Origin of the sequence: Pseudomonas sp. IPO3778 (assembly GCF_013386825.1) — a bacterium.
GTDB lineage: Bacteria > Pseudomonadota > Gammaproteobacteria > Pseudomonadales > Pseudomonadaceae > Aquipseudomonas.
In genome coordinates, this window is record NZ_JACARC010000077.1 from 1 (window position 1) to 16,173 (window position 16,173).

At 60.5% G+C, this 16,173-nt stretch carries 15 protein-coding genes; 5 read left to right on the top strand and 10 right to left on the bottom strand.

Features of this window, described 5'->3' with window-relative positions; all coding sequences use genetic code 11:
- The first annotated feature begins 95 nt into the window (after positions 1–95).
- Together HX855_RS29925 and pdeM are read left to right on the top strand one after the other, a co-directional pair.
- Positions 96–2,573 (top strand): ligase-associated DNA damage response DEXH box helicase, encoded by a 2,478-nt coding sequence (locus tag HX855_RS29925; RefSeq protein WP_177087230.1) that lies wholly within the window; start codon positions 96–98, stop codon positions 2,571–2,573.
- Complete coding sequence (gene pdeM, locus HX855_RS29930; RefSeq protein ID WP_177087228.1) at positions 2,573–3,229, top strand: ligase-associated DNA damage response endonuclease PdeM; 657 nt, start codon at positions 2,573–2,575, stop codon at positions 3,227–3,229. Before HX855_RS29925 ends, pdeM begins: the two co-directional genes overlap by 1 nt.
- A 32-nt stretch (positions 3,230–3,261) precedes the next feature.
- Here pdeM and HX855_RS29935 read toward each other — a convergent pair whose 3' ends face one another.
- Together HX855_RS29935 and dcd are read right to left on the bottom strand one after the other, a co-directional pair.
- Positions 3,262–3,465: a hypothetical protein gene (locus HX855_RS29935; RefSeq protein WP_003219272.1), complete on the bottom strand. Its 204-nt coding sequence runs from the start codon at positions 3,463–3,465 to the stop codon at positions 3,262–3,264.
- Positions 3,466–3,572: 107 nt separating this feature from the next.
- Positions 3,573–4,139, bottom strand: a complete 567-nt coding sequence (gene dcd / locus HX855_RS29940; protein WP_003219273.1) for a dCTP deaminase — start codon at positions 4,137–4,139, stop codon at positions 3,573–3,575.
- A gap of 378 nt (positions 4,140–4,517) precedes the next feature.
- Here dcd and HX855_RS29945 point away from each other — a divergent pair, with 378 nt between their 5' ends.
- Positions 4,518–4,727, top strand: a complete 210-nt coding sequence (locus tag HX855_RS29945; RefSeq protein WP_002554837.1) for a cold-shock protein — start codon at positions 4,518–4,520, stop codon at positions 4,725–4,727.
- 208 nt (positions 4,728–4,935) lie between these two features.
- On the opposite strand, the gene rpoS is transcribed toward HX855_RS29945, so the two are convergent.
- The 8 genes from rpoS to HX855_RS29985 all read right to left on the bottom strand — a co-directional run bounded on the left by rpoS (position 4,936) and on the right by HX855_RS29985 (position 12,056).
- Positions 4,936–5,940, bottom strand: coding sequence for an RNA polymerase sigma factor RpoS (gene rpoS, locus HX855_RS29950; RefSeq protein ID WP_088423022.1), 1,005 nt, complete (start codon positions 5,938–5,940; stop codon positions 4,936–4,938).
- A 108-nt stretch (positions 5,941–6,048) separates the two neighbouring features.
- Positions 6,049–6,882 carry a peptidoglycan DD-metalloendopeptidase family protein gene (locus HX855_RS29955; protein WP_177087226.1) on the bottom strand — a complete coding sequence of 278 codons (834 nt, stop codon included), beginning with the start codon at positions 6,880–6,882 and terminating at the stop codon, positions 6,049–6,051.
- Between the two features lie 210 nt (positions 6,883–7,092).
- Entirely contained in the window at positions 7,093–7,728 is a 636-nt protein-coding gene (locus HX855_RS29960; protein WP_010176736.1) for a protein-L-isoaspartate(D-aspartate) O-methyltransferase, read from the bottom strand.
- Positions 7,729–7,769: 41 nt separating this feature from the next.
- On the bottom strand, positions 7,770–8,519 hold the full coding sequence (gene surE, locus HX855_RS29965) for a 5'/3'-nucleotidase SurE (protein ID WP_177087224.1): 750 nt from the start codon (positions 8,517–8,519) through the stop codon (positions 7,770–7,772).
- A complete protein-coding gene (gene truD, locus HX855_RS29970; RefSeq protein WP_177087222.1) occupies positions 8,507–9,565 on the bottom strand; it encodes a tRNA pseudouridine(13) synthase TruD in 1,059 nt (352 codons plus the stop codon). Before truD ends, surE begins: the two co-directional genes overlap by 13 nt.
- Complete coding sequence (gene ispF / locus HX855_RS29975) at positions 9,562–10,035, bottom strand: 2-C-methyl-D-erythritol 2,4-cyclodiphosphate synthase (protein ID WP_177087220.1); 474 nt, start codon at positions 10,033–10,035, stop codon at positions 9,562–9,564. The genes truD and ispF overlap by 4 nt, the downstream gene beginning before the upstream one ends.
- A 54-nt stretch (positions 10,036–10,089) precedes the next feature.
- The gene (gene fghA / locus HX855_RS29980) at positions 10,090–10,935 is read right to left on the bottom strand and encodes an S-formylglutathione hydrolase (protein WP_177087218.1); all 846 of its coding nucleotides are present in this window, start codon (positions 10,933–10,935) and stop codon (positions 10,090–10,092) included.
- A gap of 8 nt (positions 10,936–10,943) precedes the next feature.
- On the bottom strand, positions 10,944–12,056 hold the full coding sequence (locus tag HX855_RS29985) for an S-(hydroxymethyl)glutathione dehydrogenase/class III alcohol dehydrogenase (protein WP_177087216.1): 1,113 nt from the start codon (positions 12,054–12,056) through the stop codon (positions 10,944–10,946).
- A gap of 109 nt (positions 12,057–12,165) precedes the next feature.
- Between HX855_RS29985 and HX855_RS29990 the strand changes: the two genes are divergently transcribed.
- Together HX855_RS29990 and HX855_RS29995 are read left to right on the top strand one after the other, a co-directional pair.
- Complete coding sequence (locus HX855_RS29990) at positions 12,166–13,065, top strand: LysR substrate-binding domain-containing protein (protein ID WP_177087214.1); 900 nt, start codon at positions 12,166–12,168, stop codon at positions 13,063–13,065.
- Positions 13,066–13,131: 66 nt separating this feature from the next.
- The gene (locus HX855_RS29995) at positions 13,132–16,173 is read left to right on the top strand and encodes a membrane-targeted effector domain-containing toxin (RefSeq protein WP_177087212.1); all 3,042 of its coding nucleotides are present in this window, start codon (positions 13,132–13,134) and stop codon (positions 16,171–16,173) included.

The following is a 16,173-nucleotide window of genomic DNA, read 5'->3' on the forward strand; positions in this document are numbered from 1 at the left end:
AAATAACGGATATGTACACCGCCCCCCCTGCCAATCGAAGTTAAACCTTTCCCCCACCGCACAGGTCTCTGAAATACCCCCCCAGAGCCCCGAGCATGGCCAAATCCAGCGACTACGCCAAACACTGGTTCACCGCAAAGGGCTGGAAACCGTTCGCCTTCCAGAAAGACGTATGGAAGGCAGTCAAGGATGGCCAGTCGGGCCTGCTCCACGCCAGCACCGGCGCCGGGAAAACCTACGCACTGTGGTTCGCCGCCCTCAACCGCCTTGCCATCACCAAAGACACTCCCCGCAAACCCAAAGCCCCCGCCGAACCGCTGACGGTCCTGTGGATCATCCCGATGCGCGCCCTGGCCGCCGACACGGCACGTGCCCTTGAAGCCCCGCTTGCCCCCCTGAACATCCCCTGGACCGTCGGCCTGCGCACCGGCGACACCAGCAGCAGCGAACGCGCTCGCCAAAGCCGCCGCCTGCCCACCACCCTGATCACCACCCCGGAAAGCCTCACGCTGATGCTCGCCCGCGCCGACAGCCAAACCAGCCTGTCCCATCTGCGCATGGTGGTCGTGGACGAATGGCACGAACTGATTGGCAATAAACGCGGCGTGCAACTACAGCTGGCCCTCGCCCGCCTGCGGCAATGGCACCCAGAGCTGATGGTGTGGGGCATTTCCGCAACCTTGGGTAATCAGGCCCACGCGCTGGAGGTGTTGATCCCACAAGGCGGCGGGATCAACGTACAAGGGCAAACCACCAAGCGGTTGCAGGTCGATACGCTGTTGCCACCCGTTATCGAACGTTTTCCATGGGCCGGCCATATCGGCCTGAAGATGCTGCCGCAAGTGGTGGCCGAGGTCGATGCCAGCCGCAGTTGCCTGGTGTTTACCAACACCCGCGCACAATCGGAAATCTGGTACCAGGCCTTGCTCGACGCCCGCCCCGACTGGGCCGGAGTGATTGCCCTGCACCACGGCTCGCTGTCCCGGGAAACCCGGGATTGGGTGGAGCGCGCCTTAAAGGACGGCCAACTGAAAGCGGTGGTGTGCACGTCCAGCCTGGACCTGGGGGTCGATTTTCTGCCCGTGGAACGGGTGCTGCAGATCGGTTCGGCCAAGGGCGTGGCGCGCCTGATGCAGCGCGCCGGACGTTCCGGCCATGCCCCGGGCCGGCCGTCGCGGGTCACGCTGGTACCGACCCACAGCCTGGAGCTGGTGGAAGCCGCTGCCGCCCAGGACGCCATCGCTGAGCGGCGTATCGAAGCCCGTCAGTCGCCCCACAAGCCATTGGACGTGCTGGTGCAGCATCTGGTGAGCATGGCCCTGGGCGGCGGCTTTGTGCCGGACGCGCTGCTGGAGGAAGTGCGCAGTGCCTGGGCCTATCGCGACCTGAGCGACGCGGAGTGGGCCTGGGCTCTGGGTTTCGTACGCCATGGCGGGCTGTCGCTGACGGCCTACCCGGATTACCGGCGGGTCGAGCCGGACGAACACGGCATCTGGCGTGTCCCCGATGCCCGGCTGGCGCGGCGCCATCGCATGAGCGTGGGCACGATCGTCAGCGACGCCAGCATCCAGCTGAAATTCTGGAGCAAGGGCGGCGGCGGCAAGACCCTGGGCAGTGTCGAGGAGGGCTTTATTGCACGATTGAAGCCGGGGGATGGCTTCTTGTTCGCCGGGCGCTTGCTGGAATTGGTGCGGGTGGAAAATATGACGGCTTATGTGAAGCGCAGCACCGCGAAAAAAGCCGCCGTACCACGCTGGAACGGCGGGCGCATGCCCCTTTCCAACGAGCTGGCCCAGGCGGTGGTCGAGCGCTTTGATGCGGCCGCCCACGGGCATTTCCTCGGCCCGGAAATGCAGGCGGTGCAACCGTTACTGGAAACTCAGTTGCGCTGGTCCGGGCTGCCGACCCGTGAACATTTGCTGGCCGAGGCGCTCAAGTCCCGCGAGGGCTGGCACCTGTTCCTGTATCCGTTTGCCGGGCGCCAGGTGCACCTGGGGCTGGCGAGCCTGCTGGCCTGGCGTGTCAGCCGCCTACAGGCGGTGACATTTTCGATTGCGGTGAATGACTACGGGCTGGAGCTACTGAGTGCAACCGAGGTGGATTGGCCGGCGCTATTGAGCGGGGAATTGCTGACGGCAGATCACCTGCTGGATGACGTGGCAGCCAGCCTGAATGCCGGTGAACTGGCCCTGCGACGCTTTCGCGAGATCGCACGGATCGCCGGGCTGGTGTTCGCCGGCTACCCGGGGGCACCGAAAAGTACGCGCCAGGTTCAGGCTTCCAGCGGTTTATTCTTTGAAGTGTTCAAGCAATATGACCCGCAGAATCTGTTACTGACCCAGGCCGGGGAAGAAGTCCTGCGGGAAGAGCTGGATATTCGCCGGCTGGAAGAGACGTTGCGTCACTTGTCAGGGTTGAAACTGGACCTCCATCAGGTCAAACGGCCTACTCCACTGGCCTTTCCGCTGCTGGTGGAGCGTTTTCGGGAAAGCCTGAGCTCGGAAAAGCTCTCGGAGCGAATTGCGCGGATGGTCAAGGATCTGGAAAAAGTCGCCGATAACAGGAAACACTGATGCCCGCTCATTACCCGATACATCTGGCGGGAGAAGCGCTGTGGTTGCTGGCGGACAAGGCGGTGTACTGGCCCGCGAGAAAGTGCCTGCTGATCGCCGATGCGCATTTTGGCAAGGCGTCGGCCTATCGCAGCCTGGGCCAGCCGGTGCCCCAGGGCACGACGACGGAGAATCTGCAGCGCCTGGATCGGCTGTTGACGGCCTGTCCGTGCGAGCAGGTCGTCTTTCTTGGCGACTTTCTCCATGGGCCCGGCTCTCACGCCAGCGGCACCCTGAACGCACTGAGAGCCTGGCGTAAGCGTCATTCGGGTGTGGCGCTGACGCTGATTCGCGGCAACCACGACAAGCGCGCAGGCGACCCGCCGCACGACCTGAACATCGAAGTGGTGACCGAACCGCTCTTGATGGGCCCGTTTGCCTTGCAGCACGAACCTGACGCCCATGCCAGCCATCATGTACTGGCCGGGCATGTGCACCCCGTCTATCGCCTGCGGGGCAAGGGCCGGCAAAGCTTGCGCCTGCCCTGTTTCCGGCTTGGGACCAAGGTGAGCCTGCTGCCGGCGTTCGGCGCGTTTACAGGGGGTTATTCAGTGACGCTGGAGGCAGAGAGCCGGATCTATGTGATCGGAGACCATGAAATATGGCCAGTGCGTTGAGCAACTGACCATTGGACGACAGCGGCGAGCAATCAGGCCACGGGGGCGGGAGGTGGTTCGTCCGGGAGCGTCGGCTCACCCGGTTCTTCCGGCTGGTTGGGCCAGGGATCATCGGGACCGGGTTGGCCGGGAATGCCGCCTGCGGCGGGATCGGCCATCAAGGACCAGGCCATGACACCGATCTGATTGGGTTCAAGCCGGGCAAGTTCAGCGCTGATTCGCGGATCGAGCTTCATAGGGGACTCCTCAAGCGTGGCCCGCCGCGTTGTGCACGCGTCGGGGCAGTACACCCAATAGAGTGTCTGCCCGCTGACAAATTCCCTTAGCCTGTAAGACGATTCGATCAGGTGCGTGGGAGAGTGACGCCGCGCTGGCCCTGATACTTGCCGCCACGGTCCTTATAGGACACTTCGCACTCTTCGTCGGATTCGAAGAACAGCATTTGTGCCACGCCTTCATTGGCGTAGATTTTTGCTGGCAAGGTGGTGGTATTGGAAAATTCCAGGGTCACGTGCCCTTCCCATTCCGGCTCCAGCGGCGTCACGTTGACGATGATGCCGCAGCGCGCGTAGGTGCTTTTACCCAGGCAGATCGTCAGGACGTTGCGCGGGATACGGAAGAACTCGACGGTGCGCGCCAGGGCAAAAGAGTTTGGCGGGATGATGCACACGTCACTCTTGACGTCGACGAAGCTTTTTTCGTCGAAGTTTTTCGGATCGACGGTCGCCGAGTTGATGTTGGTGAACACCTTGAACTCATCGGCGCAGCGTACATCGTAGCCGTAGCTGGAAACCCCGAACGAGATCAGCCGCTCAGCGCCTTCGCCGCGCATCTGGCGCTCCACGAAGGGCTCGATCATGCCGTGCTCTTGCGCCATGCGGCGAATCCACTTGTCCGATTTGATGCTCATGGCGGGTGTCCTGAATAGCGAGGTGAAAAAATTCTGTTGGGCATCTTACCGGGGCTGGCCCCGTGGTTCAAAGGGGCGGCTGTTTTTCTTGGTGCCGCGCAGCCCCTGCTGGGCGGGGCGCGCCTTCAATTGTGGGGGATGGGTGCGGTATCAGGCTGCCGCCAGTCACGAAAATAGAGAAACCTTCGGAAATACCATTGGCACGTTCCGGAAAAAGGGTTAAGGTGGCGCCACTGTGCTGCTTGTGTCACTGAGAATCTCTACACGATATGTTGAATTTCGATCCAACCATCTCCAAGAATTTTTCCTGCTCTTTGCACTCAGTCTCGGCCAGGGCTTTTCCTGAGTCGCAGTTAACTTTGTCCAAGGAGATACACCATGTCTAATCGCCAAACTGGTACCGTTAAGTGGTTCAACGATGAAAAAGGCTTCGGCTTCATCACTCCACAATCCGGTGACGACCTGTTCGTTCACTTCAAAGCTATCCAATCCGACGGCTTCAAAAGCCTGAAAGAAGGCCAACAGGTTTCTTTCATCGCTACCCGCGGTCAGAAAGGCATGCAAGCTGAAGAAGTTCAAGTTATCTAACTTGTACTGATTTAGTCGAAAAGCCCCGCCCTTAAAAGCGGGGCTTTTTTGTGCCTGCTCGTTTCCACGCACCCCATGGGAATGATCGCCATGCACAAAAAAATGTGGGAGCGGGCTTGCTCGCGAATGCGCTGATCAGTCAGTACGTCTGTCGACTGACACTGCACATTCGCGAGCAAGCCCGCTCCCACATTCCGTCTTGCGTCGTTTACTGGAACAACGACTCACTCGACAGGCCATTCTTCTCTAGGATCTCGCGCAAGCGCTTGAGGCCCTCTACCTGGATCTGCCGCACCCGTTCACGGGTCAAGCCAATCTCCAGGCCAACATCTTCCAGGGTGCTGCTCTCGTGGCCACGCAGCCCGAAGCGGCGAATCACCACCTCGCGCTGTTTGTCCGTCAGCTCCGAAAGCCACTGGTCGATGCTTTGCGACAGATCGTCGTCCTGCAGCAACTCACAAGGGTCCGTAGGACGATCATCGGTCAAGGTGTCCAGCAGGGTTTTATCCGAGTCCGGACCCAGCGAGACATCGACTGAAGACACCCGCTCATTGAGGCCGAGCATACGCTTGACCTCCCCTACCGGTTTTTCCAGCAGGTTGGCGATTTCTTCAGGCGAAGGTTCATGATCGAGTTTTTGTGTCAGCTCACGCGCCGCCCGAAGGTAGACGTTGAGCTCCTTGACCACATGGATCGGCAGCCGGATCGTACGGGTCTGATTCATGATCGCCCGTTCGATGGTCTGACGAATCCACCAGGTGGCATAGGTCGAAAAGCGGAAGCCCCGCTCAGGGTCAAACTTTTCCACCGCCCGGATCAGGCCGAGATTGCCTTCCTCGATCAGGTCCAACAGGGACAGCCCACGATTGACGTAGCGTCGGGCGATTTTCACCACCAGTCGCAGGTTGCTCTCAATCATGCGCTTGCGCCCAGCCGGATCGCCCTTTTGCGACAAGCGCGCAAAAAAGACTTCTTCTTCGGGAGTGAGCAGAGGGGAAAAGCCGATTTCATTGAGGTACAACTGGGTCGCGTCGAGCGCCCGCGTGTAATCAATGTATTTGTGTTGCTTTAACGCGGTGGAGTTTTTGGACTTGGTGCGAACTGAAGGTACAGCAGGTCCCTCATTCGACATCGATTCCGTATCGATGACCGTCTCCATAAGGAGAACCTCATCGTCGATGTCAAACTCCGGCGCTTCTTTACTGAGAGCCATTGTTATAGTCCTTTGGTGAGTTCGACCTCAAGCTCAAGCGACGCCTTTATCCTTGGCAACGCTGGAGCCTGTTCCTTCTACGTGAGGGAACAGGCTGGTAACAACACATCAACGACGGGGAAGGAATTGCAACGGATCAACAGGCTTCCCTTGGCGGCGAATCTCAAAGTGCAGTTTCACCCGGTCTGTACCAGTTGACCCCATTTCGGCAATTGTCTGTCCGACTTTGACCTGTTGCCCCTCCCGAACCAACAGCCTGCGGTTATGACCGTAGGCACTGACGTAGGTATCGCTGTGTTTGATGATGATCAGCTCGCCGTAGCCCCGTAAACCACTCCCGGCGTACACCACTGTCCCATCAGACGCAGCTAAAACAGGCTGTCCCAAATCCCCGGCGATATCAATGCCTTTATTCAAACTACCGTTTGAAGAGAATTTTCCAATAAGGATGCCATTTGAGGGCCATCCCCAGCCGGACGGTGCCGGCCCGGCCGGAGGCAAAGGCGCAGGTGCCGGTTTGCTCGCAACACTAGGCGCGGCGGTGCCTGCAGGCCGGGTGATGATCGTGGTTTTGCTCGACGACGACGGCGAAGAGGCCGTATTGGTGACAACGGCAGTGGGTGCCGAACCGGTGCGTCCATCGAAACGGATAGTTTGCCCCGGGTGTATCGTATAGGGCACAGGGATGTTGTTACGGGCGGCCAGCGCCTTGTAATCCCATCCATAACGGAAGGCGATCGAGAACATCGTATCGCCCTTGCGCACCACATATTGCCCGGTGGTAACGGTAGGTTTTTGTGGTACCGCATTATTGCGGTCAACCACCCGCGCACCGGATGGCGTGCTTGAACAAGCCGCCAACAAGGAACTCAAGACAAGGCCAATCACCAGTCGCTGAAAGCTTGTTTGACTCATACGCTGTGCAATGACCGTGAGACTCACCCGCCGCTCCCTTTGTGGTGGCTGACTATGAACGCCTGTATCAGGCTTGAAATATGACGCAAGTATAACTGGCCGTTGGAGTTTTACCGGAAACACGATTCTAAAGAAAACTTCATCATGTTTAATTCCCACGACTGATGACGTGGACTCAATAGACCCCGCTGTAAGACACATACCCGGCAATAGAATTCAGTACGCTGAAATAATTGATCAGGCCAGCGGACCGTTAAGCAACGGGACAAAACGCACGGCGCCGAGCACATGCCGGGAAAAGCCTTCTTCCTCGCGAATGATCAACATTAATTGTTGCACTTCGCCGGAGCCCACCGGGATCACCAGACGCCCGCCGGGCGCCAGTTGATCGAGCAAGGCCTGGGGTACGTCGGTCGCCACGGCGGTGACGATGATGCCGTTGTACGGCGCCAGCGCCGGCCAACCTTCCCAGCCATCGCCCCAGCGGAAGACCACGTTGCGCAGGTTCAGCTCCACCAGGCGCTCCTTGGCCCGGTCCTGCAGGACCTTGATGCGCTCGACCGAAAACACCCGTTCCACCAGCTGCGACAACACGGCCGTCTGATAGCCGGAGCCGGTGCCGATTTCCAGCACCTTGTCCAGCGGGCCCGCCGCCAGCAGCAGCTCACTCATCCGCGCCACCATATAGGGCTGGGAGATGGTCTGGTTGTGGCCGATCGGCAGCGCCGTGTCTTCATAGGCGCGGTGCGCCAGGGCCTCATCGACAAACAGATGGCGCGGGGTACGCCGGATGACTTCCAGCACCTGGGCGTTGGACAACCCTTCTTCATACAGGCGCTGGATCAATCGCTCGCGGGTGCGCTGGGAGGTCATCCCGATGCCCCGGCGCAGCAGGTCGTCTTGTTCACGAGCCATCAGCGCAACCCCTCCAGCCAGCCATCGAGGCGACTGAAGGCATCACTGAAGGTGCGATCGAGTTGCAACGGGGTAATCGAGACATAACCTTGCATCACCGCATGAAAGTCCGTGCCCTCGCCACCGTCCTCGGCATCGCCGGCGGCGGCGATCCAATAACCTTCCTTGCCACGCGGGTCGACCACCTTCAGCGGCGCTGCCGCACGGGCACGATGGCCGAGGCGGGTCAGCTGAATGCCGCGAATATGGTCCAGGGGCAGATTGGGGATATTGACGTTGAGCACCGTGCGCGGCGGCAAGACCAATGTGTCATGGGCTTGCACCAGCTTACGGGCGAAATGCGCCGCGGTCGCCAGGTTGTCCAATTGACGGGAAGCGAACGAAAAAGCGAACGAGGTCCGGCCGAGGAAACGCCCTTCAAGGGCCGCTGCCACGGTGCCGGAATACAGCACGTCATCTCCCAGGTTCGCACCCAGGTTGATCCCGGAAACCACCAGATCGGGCTCGCGGTCCAGCAGGCTGTTGATTGCCAGGTGCACGCAATCCGTCGGCGTGCCGTTCACGCTGATAAAGCCGTTGGGCAACGTCTGTATGTGCAACGGACGGTCGAGCGTCAGCGAGCTGCTGGCGCCGCTTTTGTCCTGGTCCGGGGCAACCACCACGCACTCGGCGTAATCCGCCAGCGCAGCATGAAGCGCGGCAAGGCCGGGTGCGGTGACCCCGTCGTCGTTAGATATCAGAATACGCATGGGCTGTCCGTCTGCCCCACCGGCACCAGATCAACAAGCTCGCGCACCAAGACAGTGGCGAAGCATCCAGCCGGCAGGACGAATTCCAATTGCAGAATGTCAGGTTCGGGATAATGCCACGTCAACCCGCCAATGGGCAGCCGAAGAATGCGACGTTCCTGGCTCATGCCGGCATTCACCAGCCAATCCCGCAGGTCGGCTTCACCGTCGGCGACCGCCTGTTCCAGCGCGTGCGTAGCACCGGCGGCAGGCGAATCGCCCTCCCCCCATTGCGGCCCGGTGGGATGCAGGTCGAGGATCGCCAGGCGCGGGTCGCTGCATTCAGCCTCCCCCGCCGGGAAAAAGCTGCGGCTGTCGGTAAACGCCAGCAAATCGCCGACCTGGGCGCGCTGCCAGGAGCCATCGGCCACCCGGGCGGCCAACACTTTGTTGAACAGGAAGCTGCGGGCCGTGGAAAGCAGGCGCGAACGCACATTGCGCTGTTCCGGCAACGCCTTGCGCGCAGCCCAGTCACGGGCATCGACGACGTTGCCGCCGTTATGACCGAAACGCTGGGCGCCGAAATAGTTGGGGATGCCTTGCCTGGCGATCAGTTGCAGGCGCGCGTCGATGGCCGCGGCATCGCCGGCAAACTGGGTCAGGCGCAAGGTGAAGCCGTTGGCCGAGTGGGCACCGCGCTGCAGCTTGCGCTTGTGGCGGGCGATCTTGAGGATCTTCAGGGTGTCATTTTCCGCCCCGCTCAAGTCCGGATCCGCCTTGCCCGGCAACTGCACGCTGAACCACTGGCGGGTCAGCGCCTGGCGATCCTTCAACCCGGCGTAGCTGACGGTGCGCAAGGGCACCCCCGCCGCCTTGGCAATCCGCCGCGCCGCTTCTTCGGTGTTCAGGCCGCGCTTTTCCACCCACAACCACAGGTGTTCACCCTCGCCGGTCAGCGGGATATCCAGCACTTCATCCACTTGGAAGTCTTCAGCGGTAGCCTTTAGAACCGCGCTGCCCAAGGCTTCGCCATAGGCACGCGGGCCCAGCAGTTGCAGATCATTCATGCGCGCAGCAACAAGGCAACGGCGTGCACGGCAATGCCCTCTTCGCGACCGGTAAACCCGAGTTTTTCGGTGGTGGTGGCTTTTACGTTCACTTGATCCAACTCAACTTGAAGATCCGCGGCAATCAGCGCGCGCATCGATTCGATATGCGGGGCCATCTTGGGCGCCTGGGCGACGATGGTGTTGTCGACATTACCGACCTTCCAGCCCTTGGCATGGATCAGACCGACCACATGACGCAGCAGCACACGGCTGTCCGCACCCTTGAACGTGGGGTCGGTGTCCGGAAAGTGCTTGCCGATGTCACCCAACGCCGCCGCGCCGAGCAAGGCATCGCTCAAGGCATGCAGCACAACGTCGCCGTCGGAATGAGCCAGCAACCCGTGGTGGTGCGCGATCCGCACGCCGCCCAGGGTGATGAAATCGCCTTCGGCGAAACGGTGCACATCATAGCCGTGGCCAATACGCATAAAAAAACGCCCCGATTTAATTCAGGGCGTGATTCTACCTACTTTTGCCTCACATTAACCGAGCAAAGCACGTGCGTGATGGCGTAAATGGTCTTCGATAAAGCTGGCGATAAAGAAGTAGCTGTGGTCATAGCCCGGCTGCAGGCGCAGCTCCAGCGGATGGTTGGCCGCCTTGGCCGCTTGCTGCAAGGCTTGCGGCTTGAGCTGCACCGCGAGGAAATCGTCGCGATCGCCCTGGTCCACCAGCAACGGCAGCTTTTCCGAAGCTTCGCTGATCAGCACGCAGGCATCCCATTCACGCCACTTCGAGCGCTCCTCACCCAGGTAGCGGGAGAACGCCTTCTGCCCCCAAGGGCAATCCATCGGGTTGTTGATCGGCGAGAACGCCGACACCGACTGGTAACGCCCCGGGTTGCGCAAGGCACACACCAGCGCGCCGTGACCGCCCATGGAGTGGCCGCTGATCCCGCGCCGGGTCGAAGCCGGGAAATGCGCCTCCACCAATGCCGGCAATTCCTGCACCACGTAGTCATGCATCCGATAGTGCTGGGCCCAGGGTTCCTGGGTGGCGTTCAGGTAGAAGCCCGCCCCGAGGCCAAAGTCCCAGGCCTTGTCCGGGTCACCCGGCACGCCCGGCCCGCGGGGGCTGGTGTCGGGCGCAACGATGATCACCCCCAACTCGGCTGCCATGCGCTGGGCGCCGGCCTTCTGCATGAAGTTCTCATCGGTGCAGGTCAGCCCCGACAGCCAGTACAGCACCGGCAGTTTTCCGCCCTGCTCCGCTTGCGGCGGCAGGTACACGGCGAAGGTCATGTCACAGCCGAGCACATTGGAGTGGTGCTTGTAGCGTTTGTGCCAGCCGCCGAAGCTTTTCTGGCACGACAGGTTTTCCAGACTCATGGCCGACCTCAGAAGTGAATGACGGTGCGAATGCTCTTGCCTTCATGCATCAGGTCAAACGCCTTGTTGATATCTTCCAGGCCCATGGTGTGGGTGATGAAGGTATCCAGCGGGATTTCGCCGGTCTGGGCCATTTCCACGTAGCTTGGCAATTCGCTGCGACCACGCACGCCACCAAATGCCGAACCGCGCCAGACGCGACCGGTCACCAGTTGGAACGGACGGGTAGCGATTTCCTGGCCAGCACCGGCCACGCCAATGATCACCGACTCGCCCCAGCCTTTGTGGCAGCACTCAAGGGCCGCACGCATCAGTTGGACGTTGCCGATGCACTCGAAGGAAAAGTCGACGCCGCCATCGGTCAGATCGACGATCACGTCCTGGATCGGGCGGTCGTAGTCTTTCGGGTTGATGCAGTCGGTGGCGCCCAATTGCTTGGCGATTTCAAACTTGGCCGGGTTGATGTCGATGGCAATGATGCGGCCAGCCTTGGCCTTCACCGCACCGATCACCGCTGACAGGCCGATACCGCCCAGGCCGAAGATGGCCACGGTGTCGCCTGGCTTGACCTTGGCCGTGTTGATCACCGCACCGATGCCGGTGGTGACGCCACAGCCCAGCAGGCAAACTTTTTCCAGGGGCGCGTCTTTAGGAATCTTGGCCACGGAGATTTCCGGCAACACGGTGTATTCGGAGAACGTCGAGGTGCCCATGTAGTGGAAAATCGGCTGGCCCTTGTAGGAAAAGCGCGAAGTGCCGTCTGGCATCAGGCCTTTGCCCTGGGTGGCGCGAATCGCCTGGCAGAGGTTGGTCTTGCCCGACAGGCAGAATTTGCACTGGCCGCATTCCGGGGTGTACAGCGGGATCACGTGGTCGCCCACGGCCACCGACGTCACACCTTCACCGATGGCTTCCACGACCGCGCCGCCTTCGTGGCCGAGGATCGACGGGAAGATGCCTTCCGGATCAGCGCCCGACAGGGTGTAGGCATCGGTATGGCAGACACCGGACGCCACTACCCGCAACAGCACTTCGCCGGCCTTGGGCATGGCCACATCCACTTCAACGATCTCGAGAGGTTTCTTGGCTTCGAAGGCTACGGCCGCGCGGGACTTGATCATCCGGTTTCTCCATGGGATTAAAAACGTAAGACCGGCAGTGTAAAACAGGCTCAACTGATTAATAATCCAACCAAAAGCAAAACATTATTGCCGTACAGGGATAATAAGCATGTTGGAAAACCGCTGGGAAGGCATCGACGAATTCGTCGCCGTGGCGGAGTGCTGCCAATTTACGGCGGCCGCCGAGCGCCTCGGGGTGTCGTCCTCCCATATCAGCCGCCAGGTCGCGCGCCTCGAAGAGCGCCTGCAAACCCGCTTGCTGTACCGCAGCACACGCCGGGTGACATTGACCGAGGCGGGCCAGACGTTCCTGCAACATTGCCAGCGCTTGCAGGATGGCCGCGAGGAAGCCCTGCGCGCGGTGGGCGACTTGGCCAGTGAGCCAAAAGGCATGTTGCGCATGACCTGCGCCGTGGCTTACGGCGAACGGTTTATCGTGCCCCTGGTGACGCGATTCATGGGCCTTTACCCCCAATTGCGGGTGGACGTCGAGCTGAGCAATCGCCAACTGGACCTGGTTCACGAAGGCCTCGATCTGGCGATTCGCCTGGGCCGGCTTTCCGATTCACGGATGGTCGCCAGCCGCCTGGCGCCACGACGCATGTACCTCTGCGCGTCGCCTTCCTACCTTGAACGGTATGGCCGCCCACACAGCTTGTCGGAACTGAGCCGGCACAACTGCCTGATCGGCAGTTCCGACATCTGGCAGCTGGAACAGGACGGGCGGGAATTCTCCCAAAGGGTGCAGGGAAATTGGCGCTGCAACAGTGGGCAGGCCGTGCTGGACGCCGTGCTGCAAGGCGTTGGCCTGTGTCAGCTACCCGACTACTACGTACTGGAACATTTGAAAAGCGGTGCCCTGGTGTCACTGCTTGAGGCTCACCAGCCGCCGAACACTGCCGTTTGGGCGCTTTACCCGCAACAACGTCATCTCTCGCCAAAAGTCCGCAAGCTGGTGGACTTTCTCAAAGAGGGGCTGGCCCAACATGCCGTCTACACCGCCATATAAGTAACGCCCGGCCATCGGTCGCTTGCCTGCAAATACACGCAGTTTCCACTGCGACAAGGCAAGCAGATGACCACCCATACCCCACAGATTCATCGCACCAACCACTTTATCCGCAAGGTACTGGCCGATTTTCCGGTACCGAGCGAGATCGCTGCCCGGTTGATTCGCGTCCACCTCCAGCCGTTTTGCAATGAAGAGCTGGACCCCGACACCACGCTGCTGACCACGCTCGAATACAACATCGACAAGCCGGACGCGCCTTTCACCGGGGCCATTATCCAGCAGATGAGCCTGACCGAAGCGATGATCGCCAACGCCCCGCAGGCCCCTGGCGGCCTGGTCAATATCACGGGTTTTTCCACGACCGCGCCGTATTTCAATGTCGTGTCCGAGTTGCCGCGCCTGGTGGATAACCGCATCCCGGCGATGTTCAATGAAGAGTTCATCGCCGCCAGCTGGATACCCCCACAGCGTTATGAAGCGCTTTACCTGCAGAGTCAGCCACAGGTTTACGGGCCAGGCACCCAGCTGGACATATCACCCCAGACCTTTCGCAAGGCGGTGCAATCGAGCAACTTCGAAGAGGTTTACGACAAGGCGATCCTGCATTTCTGGAACAAACACCAGGAGAACTATAAAACCCTGATGCGCATGGCGTTTATAGAGGGCTACCTGAATCAGTTCGAGGAGTTCACCCTGACTGCCGGAGAACGGGATCTGGCAGCACGGGCGGCCGGTATCGCCGTCGACAAAGATTTCGGCAACCTGTCTCTCGAGGACTTGCAGGCACCCTACCAACTGGATAAAACCCTGACGCTTCGCGTGCTGCGCATCTACAACAGCGAAGCCACTGACATCCTCACGATTACCGACAACCAGAGTCAGGTCACTCTGCTCTACATTCCGGGTAACTCGTCGCCGTTCCATGGCTTCGTCAACCCGGCCTCAATGCGCACATGGCTGGTAGACACGGCCAAGAACGCCACCCGCCGAAAAGCCCTGACCAACCATTTCGAGCCCGATACCGTCGACACCGGCTTGATCTTCAGTGGCGTCGAAGAAGCCTTGGTGGGCATGACGGCATTTCCGAACCCCGTCCCGACGTCCGGCTTTTTCAACGCCCTGCTGCCCAACGTCTATTGGGACCCCGAGCAATACATCAACAACGCCATGTACCCGGCAATGAGTGGCGACCCGTTTGACTACATCACCCGCCAGGTGAAAGCGCGGATCAGTAAGCTGATGGCCAAAACCATCGTTTCCCCGCTGGACACCCGTAAGGCAAACACCCTCGACACACTGGAAAAAGGCTGCCTGCTGGCCATCCCCCTGGCACTCGCCATGCGGTCGGCGCTGCTGGCGGAGTTTTGCTTCCTGACACAAGGCGTCAGCGAGATGGTGATCGGCGCCGACGATGTGCTCAAAGACAAACCCAAAGGCCTTGAGCGCATTATCTTCGGCGCGCTGAATGCCGTGCCGGTGATGGTTCACGGCCTCGGCACCCAGGCCGCCACGCTCAAGAGCGTGCGCAGCACGCTGGGCAAGGCTTCCCGGGGAGCGGACGGCCGTATCCGCGTCGACATCGTGTCCGCAAGCCCGGCGTTGCTAGCCAGCAAAGGCCGTTCACTGGTCGCGACGGGGCATCCCAGTGGGTTGCAAATCGTGCAACTCGACGGCGAGTCGTTCATGACCTACAAGACCCCCAATGAAGGGGGTTTGTTTGAATTGTTCATGAGCGATCCCGCGGCCCCTGGAAAAGTCCAGGCGACCGGGCTGTATGCCATACAAAGCGCCGACCTGAAGTGGCGGCGCGCCGGGCTGAGCGGCGGCGGCGCTTTTCGCAACGCCTGGCAACGCGTCTATCAGCTTTTTGGCGGCGCAACCCACTCGACCTTTTTCAACACCTACGAAATGCCAGATCCGATGCGCAACACCCTCTCGGCAATGATGAGCGACAGCGGTTCGTTTTCTGAAAACCTCGAACCCCTGGGCACTCATCAGCAACCGCTGCGGGATACGCGCAACCTGTTCTTCGAAAAACGAAACAAACTGGCTGCCGACTCGACAGCGTTCTTCAACACCCGCCCGTTCTCCCCCATGCGCCCCGTGCTGCCCACCTTCAGCCTGGAGGAACCCCAAGCCAGCATTGTCCAGAAGCTGCTAAGTGCCAGCGACGGCCTGGTAATCGGTGAAAGCCACAGCGCGCTGTCGAGCAAGGCATTTCTCATCAACAACATGCAGGAACTGGCGCGACAAGGGGTCAAGCGAATCTATTTCGAACACCTGCTGACGGACGTTCACACCCCGCTGCTCAAGGCGTTCTACCGATCCGCAACGGCGCACATGTCCGACGAGCTGAAAAACTACCTGAAAGGCATTTACCCGCCGCTGCACGACACCTATTACTCGTTTCAAAATATCGTGGTCAAGGCCAAGGCCGCCGGCATCAAGATCCAGCCTATCGACTGCACGGCCAGCTACATGATCCGGGACATGCCGGACGCCACCGGCACCCTGCGCCAGCGCATGATGAACTTCTACGCAACGGAAGTGATTCAGTGGGTCCAGACCACCAAGCGCCTTCCGGGCAAATGGGTGGCGCTGGTGGGTGACAGCCATACCAATAATTACCGGGGCATCCCGGGCCTGGCGGAGTTGACGGGCAGCCTCAGCCTGCGAATAGAGGACGCCCGTGCCGGGCAACGCCTGGGCATTGAAGCGGACACGGGGCACACGTCGAGCATGGGAATTGGTCGGGGGGATAGCAGGGTCAACGCCCATTTTGTGTTGCGCGTCGATACCGCGACCTTGCCCAGGCCGGCGGCGGAACTCCCCGGGCCATCCCACAGCCAGGTGGCGAGCACGCCCCACACCCTACTGGTCAAGCCCGGGCAGTTCCTGCTGGCGCCCGCCACCCCCACCACACCCGCACAGATTCTCTATCGTTCACGGCGAGGTGATATTCAAACCATCAACGTCACTCAGGCAGGGGCGCTGTTTTCCATCCGCATGCCGGGCTGGTCGATCGGTCAGACGTCTTTTGACAGCCAGCAGGCCCTGGTCGACGCGATAAAAACCCGACCAGGCATGGAGCAGGTATACAGCTGA